The organism is uncultured Campylobacter sp. (genome assembly GCF_937997465.1).
Classification (GTDB): Bacteria; Campylobacterota; Campylobacteria; order Campylobacterales; family Campylobacteraceae; genus Campylobacter_A.
Genome location: NZ_CALKTQ010000067.1, coordinates 1 through 5,163, shown reverse-complemented (window position 1 = coordinate 5,163; position 5,163 = coordinate 1). Strand labels below are relative to the sequence as shown.

Sequence of the window (5,163 nt, the reverse complement as noted above, 5' to 3'; positions counted from 1 at the left end):
CCGCTATATCCGATATCACACTCAAACCACTTTCGCCCGCTAGCTTCGGGCAGCTTTTTTTCTCTATTTGAAAAGCGGTCGCCGCCGATACTTTTTTTGTCCGTAACCTGCCATAGATTGCCGCCTTTGGCGTCCCATCCGAGCGCGAGAGCTTCTTTTTTGGTGATGAAGTTTTGCGGCAACTCGCCGAATTTATAAATATACGCCGCAACCTCGTCTTTTGAGGTGTAAGTGCCGTCTTTTACGACGTTTACGCTCGGCGCAGCGGCTACGTTTTTGCCTTCGCCGTTTCCTCTAAATTCGCTTTGCGGTTGATTTTGACCGGGAACGGCCGAGCTACCCGGGACGATAAATTTAAACAGCGCCGCGAGCAGCAAAACGGCCAGCGGTAAGATGACGTTTCTAAGTAGTTGTTTGTTCAAAAAAGACCTTTTGGAATAAATTTGAAGCGCTCGCTTCGGGGTTAAATTTGACGTCAAATTTTACGAGTTAAATCCAAATTTGATAATGTCGCGCCGTAAAGACGAGAGTAAATTTACGCTAAATTTGACTAGACAAAAGCCGAATCTAACCGCATAAATCGCAGTCAAATTCGGCTAAATTTACGGCACAATTAAGCTAAATTTGCTCGTCCGAGTTCGTCAAATTTAAAGCGTATTAAACACCCTATCGCCAGCGTCGCCAAGGCCCGGCACGATGTAGTTTTTCTCGTTTAGTCGCTCGTCGATCGCAGCCGTATAGACCTCTACGTCCGGGTAAACCTCGCTAAAGCGCTTTAGCCCTTCTGGAGCGGCGATGATAGAGATAAATTTGATCTGCTTTATGCCGTTTTCGCGCAGAAATTTAACCGCGTCGATAGCCGTACCGCCGGTAGCAAACATCGGATCGATGATGATGGCTAGGCGGTTTTTGGCGTCGCGAGGCAGCTTGGCGTAGAAAAACTCCGCCTCTGCGGTCTTTTCGTTTCGCTGAAAGCCCAAAAAGCCCACGCTAGCATCCGGAATAATCGTAAATACGCTATCAAGCATACCCAGAGCCGCTCGCAAAATCGGGCAAATCATCACCTTTGTCGCGAGCTTTTTAGCCTGGGCCTGGGCGACCGGGGTCTGCACGCTCACGTCGCGTAGCGCCAGATCCCTAGTCGCCTCAAATATCATCAGGTGGCTGATCTCATCCACGAGCATCCTAAACTGAAACGGCTCAGTGTTTTTATCCCTTAAAATCGCTAGTTTGTGCTCGATGAGCGGGTGAGAGATGAGCCTGACGTTTTTCATTTACAGACCCTTCGCTAGCTTTTCGGTATAGGCTTTTACGTCAAAATCCTTCACTCTAGCTACGCCGTCGTCGACTGCAGCTTGCGCTACCGCAGGAGCCACGGCTAAAAGCACGCGATTGTCAAACGGTTTTGGTATGATGTAGTCTTTGCCAAATTTTAGCTCTTTTACGCCAAACGCCTCGCAAACCTCCGCAGGAACGGGCTCTTTAGCCAAATTTGCAAGCGCGCGCGCCGCAGCCATTTTCATATTTTCGGTGATTTTTTTAGCTCTGACGTCTAGCGCGCCGCGGAATATAAACGGAAAGCCAAGAACGTTATTTACCTGGTTTGGATAGTCGCTACGGCCGGTTCCCATCATCACGTCGTTTCGCACGCTTGCGACGTCTTCAGGAAAGATCTCCGGAGTCGGGTTAGCAAGCGCAAAAATAATCGGCTCGTCGTTCATAGACGCAACCATTTCTTTGGTTACGACGCCAGGCTTGCTAAGGCCTAGGAACATATCCGCGCACTTCATCGCGTCCGCTAGCGTTCTATCTGCGGTTTCTAGGGCAAATTCTAGCTTTTCTGGAGTTAGATCGGTGCGGCCTTTGTGGATCACGCCCTTACTATCAACCATCACGATGTGTTTTGCGCCAAGCGCTTTATACATCTTAGCGCATGCGATGCCTGCCGCGCCCGCGCCGCTAACTACGATTTTGATTTTAGAGATGTCTTTGCCCGAAATCTCCATCGCGTTTATTATGCCCGCACTTGTTATCATCGCCGTGCCGTGCTGGTCGTCGTGCATGACCGGGATATCGACTGCTTCTTGTAGTTTACGCTCGATCTCAAAGCACTTTGGAGCGCGGATGTCTTCTAAATTTATGCCGCCGAAAGTCGGAGAGAGCGCTTTGCAGATCTCTACGATCTTATCAGGATCATGCTCGTCTAGCTCGATGTCAAAGGCGTCTACATTTGCAAATTTTTTAAACAAAACCGCTTTGCCTTCCATTACCGGCTTGCCCGCTACCGCGCCGATGTCGCCTAGACCGAGCACGGCCGTACCGTCGGTGATGACGGCTACTAAATTTGCTTTGTTGGTGTATTTGTAGGCTAGTTCGTTGTTGGCCTCGATCTCTTTACAAGGTACCGCAACACCCGGCGTGTACGCCATAGATAGGTCTTTTGCCGTCGCGCACGGGGTTTTTACTTTTATCTCTATCTTGCCGCCCTCGTGATACGCGAGCGCCTCTTCGTTAGTTACGTGTGTCATTTGTTCTCCTTTAAAATATTTCTTATTCGTTTTTTCGTCTCGTCCGTGCCCAAAACTTCGAGCACCTCAAATATCCCCGGGCTTACGCTATTTCCCGTTAGCGCGACGCGAAGCGCCTGAGCTAAGTCTTTTAGCTTTAAGCCGTTTGCTTCTAAAAATTTAGCCGTCATCTCCTCGTAGCCTTTGGCGTCCAAATTTTCGCCCAAAATTTCGGCAAATTTAGCCAAATTTTCCTTGCTTTCGGGTGTGATAAATTTAGCGTAGGCTTTCTCGTCGTATGCGCTTGGAGCGTTTATGATCGTTCTTGCGCTCTGGCTCATTTCAACTAGCGTTTTTGAGCGTTCGCGCAATGAATTTAACAGCACTTCGCCCTTTGGCATCGCTTTAAAATCTATGTCAAATTCAAGCATCTCTTTTGCTAGTCTCTCGTACGGCAGAGTCTTGATATAGTGGGCGTTTAGCCACTCTAGCTTGCTTGCGTTATAGGTGCTTGAGCTCTTGTTTATATCGTGCGGATCGAAGTACTTTAGCATATCGCCCATGCCGAAAATTTCGTCATTTCCGTGGCTCCAGCCTAGGCGCACGAGGAAATTTAAAAGAGCCTCAGGCAGATAGCCCATGCGCTTATACTCCATCACGTCGGTTGCGCCGTGGCGTTTGCTTAGTTTGCTGCCGTCTTCGCCGTTTATCATCGCGACGTGGTAAAATTTTGGCGCCTTAAAACCAAGCGCATCGTAGAGTACGATTTGCTTCGGGGTATTTGATAGATGATCGTCGCCGCGGATGACGTCTGTTACGCCCATTAGCGCGTCATCTATCACGACCGTGAAGTTATACGTCGGAGTGCCGTCAGAGCGCGCGATGATAAAATCATCCAGGATATCCTCGACTCTAAATTTGACCTCACCTTTGATACCGTCGTCGATCACGATCTCGCCGCTTAGAGGCGCTTTGATACGGATGACGGGCTCGACTCCCGCGGGCGGAGTACCGGTAAATTCGCGGTAGCGATTGTCGTATTTGGGCCTCTCTTTTCGCGCTTCTTGCTCGGCGCGCAGAGCGTCTAGCTCGTCTTTGCTCATGTAGCATTTATAGGCTTTGCCCTCGGCTAACAGCTTTTGTACGTACTCTTTATATACGTCAAATCTACGCGACTGATACGTCACCTCGCCGTCGTGATCCAGCCCGCACCAGGCAAAGGCCTCTTTTATCGCTTGCGTGGCTTCTTCGGAGTTTCGTTTTAGGTCGGTATCTTCGATACGCAGCAGAAATTTGCCGCCGTTTGCTCTAGCGTATAAGTAGTTATAAAGCGCCGTCCTAAGCCCGCCGATGTGCAGATATCCGGTCGGAGAGGGGGCAAATCTAGTTACTATTTGTGAATTTTGCATTAAATTTTACCTTTATAGCTTGCGCTTAAATTTAAAATGTTATAATGCTCAAATTATATTTACTTTAGACTTAAACAAAGGTTTTATATGTTAAAAAAGATCTCATTCGCCGCGTTTTTTCTCAGTTTTTGTATGGCTAACGCGAGCCAGATCTCAAACGGCATAGCCGTCATCATCGAAAACGAACCCATCACCGTAAACGAAGTACGCAAAGCCGCCGCGCAGCTGCAAACAAGCGAAGCCAACGCGCTAAATTTACTGATCCGCGATAGACTCGAAACCGCACAGATCAAAAACCTAAAAATCGAAGCCAGCGACTACGAGCTAAATCAAAGGCTGCAAAAGATAGCAAGCGAGAGCGGTATGAGCGCCTCAGATCTGCGCTCGGCCGTGCTATCAAAGGGCGGCGACTACGCGCAGTTTAAAGACGACGTCGCAAAAAGTATAAAACAAGAAAAGCTATATCAAAGCATATTTGCCGACGCTAAAATCAACATCTCGGAAAACGCAGCGAGAGCGTATTTCGAGCAAAATCGCGACCTTTTCGCGCACTTTACCGACGTGAGCGTGACTAGATACGTGGCACCTTCGATGCAGCTTTTAGAAGCAGCTAGACACAGCTCCCCGATGAATACCAACCACAGCGTGCACATGGACGTCCTGGATCTAAAAAGCGAGCAGATCCCGCCTCAACTACGAACGATATTTCAGCAGACCCCGGATGGCACTTTCACGCAGATTTTTCAGACTCCAGAGGGCTTTGAGATGTTTTACGTAGCGTCTAAAAAGGGACAAACGATGCCTGAATTTGACGAGGTCAGAGACGAGGCGATGAACGCGCTTTATAAACTCGAGCAAGACCGCGTCATCGGCGAATATTTCAACAAACTCCGCGCCAAAGCCAACGTCAAATATCTACGATAAACTCAAATTTGAGCGCAAATTTAAGCCGATTTGATTCGGCTTAAATCCTTTTATTTTTAGTCAAATTTGACCGATTTTTTAAATTTAGTTGCTTACTCGCCAAGACCCGCACCTTTACGGCATAAATTTATCTCCAAACGATATCAAATTTAATCTCACGAAGTCATGGATACCATAAGCTACGATAGGCTTTCACTTTCTGAGTGATAGTTTTATGTGGGAAGCAATGAAATACACACAACCTTTTAGCGGCTCGGTCTTGGTCTGTGAGTTTTACAAGAAATTTAACGGTCAAACGATAGTGGCGAGCCGTACGCTAAATA

Annotated in this window: 5 protein-coding genes; 1 reads left to right on the top strand and 4 read right to left on the bottom strand. The window is 48.0% G+C overall.

Features of this window, described 5'->3' with window-relative positions:
• The 4 genes from Q0546_RS01965 to gltX form a co-directional block, all read right to left on the bottom strand.
• On the bottom strand, positions 1-422 hold a 422-nt coding region (locus Q0546_RS01965), incomplete at its 3' end, for a ribonuclease domain-containing protein (RefSeq protein ID WP_298790038.1).
• A 225-nt stretch (positions 423-647) separates the two neighbouring features.
• Positions 648-1,274 carry a uracil phosphoribosyltransferase gene (upp, locus tag Q0546_RS01960; RefSeq protein ID WP_002948924.1) on the bottom strand — a complete coding sequence of 209 codons (627 nt, stop codon included), beginning with the start codon at positions 1,272-1,274 and terminating at the stop codon, positions 648-650.
• On the bottom strand, positions 1,275-2,528 hold the full coding sequence (locus tag Q0546_RS01955) for a malic enzyme-like NAD(P)-binding protein (RefSeq protein WP_298790035.1): 1,254 nt from the start codon (positions 2,526-2,528) through the stop codon (positions 1,275-1,277). It abuts the gene before it with no gap.
• Complete coding sequence (gltX, locus tag Q0546_RS01950; protein WP_298790033.1) at positions 2,525-3,916, bottom strand: glutamate--tRNA ligase; 1,392 nt, start codon at positions 3,914-3,916, stop codon at positions 2,525-2,527. The genes Q0546_RS01955 and gltX overlap by 4 nt, the downstream gene beginning before the upstream one ends.
• Positions 3,917-4,003: 87 nt before the next feature.
• Between gltX and Q0546_RS01945 the strand changes: the two genes are divergently transcribed.
• A complete protein-coding gene (locus tag Q0546_RS01945; protein ID WP_298790031.1) occupies positions 4,004-4,840 on the top strand; it encodes a peptidylprolyl isomerase in 837 nt (278 codons plus the stop codon).
• The last annotated feature ends 323 nt before the right edge of the window (positions 4,841-5,163 follow it).

Excerpts from the sequence above, each read along its gene's own strand:
- upp (WP_002948924.1), bottom strand. The coding sequence starts at position 1,274 with ATGAAAAACGTCAGGCTCATCTCTCACCCGCTCATCGAGCACAAACTA.
- Q0546_RS01945 (WP_298790031.1), top strand. The coding sequence starts at position 4,004 with ATGTTAAAAAAGATCTCATTCGCCGCGTTTTTTCTCAGTTTTTGTATG.
- gltX (WP_298790033.1), bottom strand. The coding sequence starts at position 3,916 with ATGCAAAATTCACAAATAGTAACTAGATTTGCCCCCTCTCCGACCGGA.
- Q0546_RS01955 (WP_298790035.1), bottom strand. The coding sequence starts at position 2,528 with ATGACACACGTAACTAACGAAGAGGCGCTCGCGTATCACGAGGGCGGC.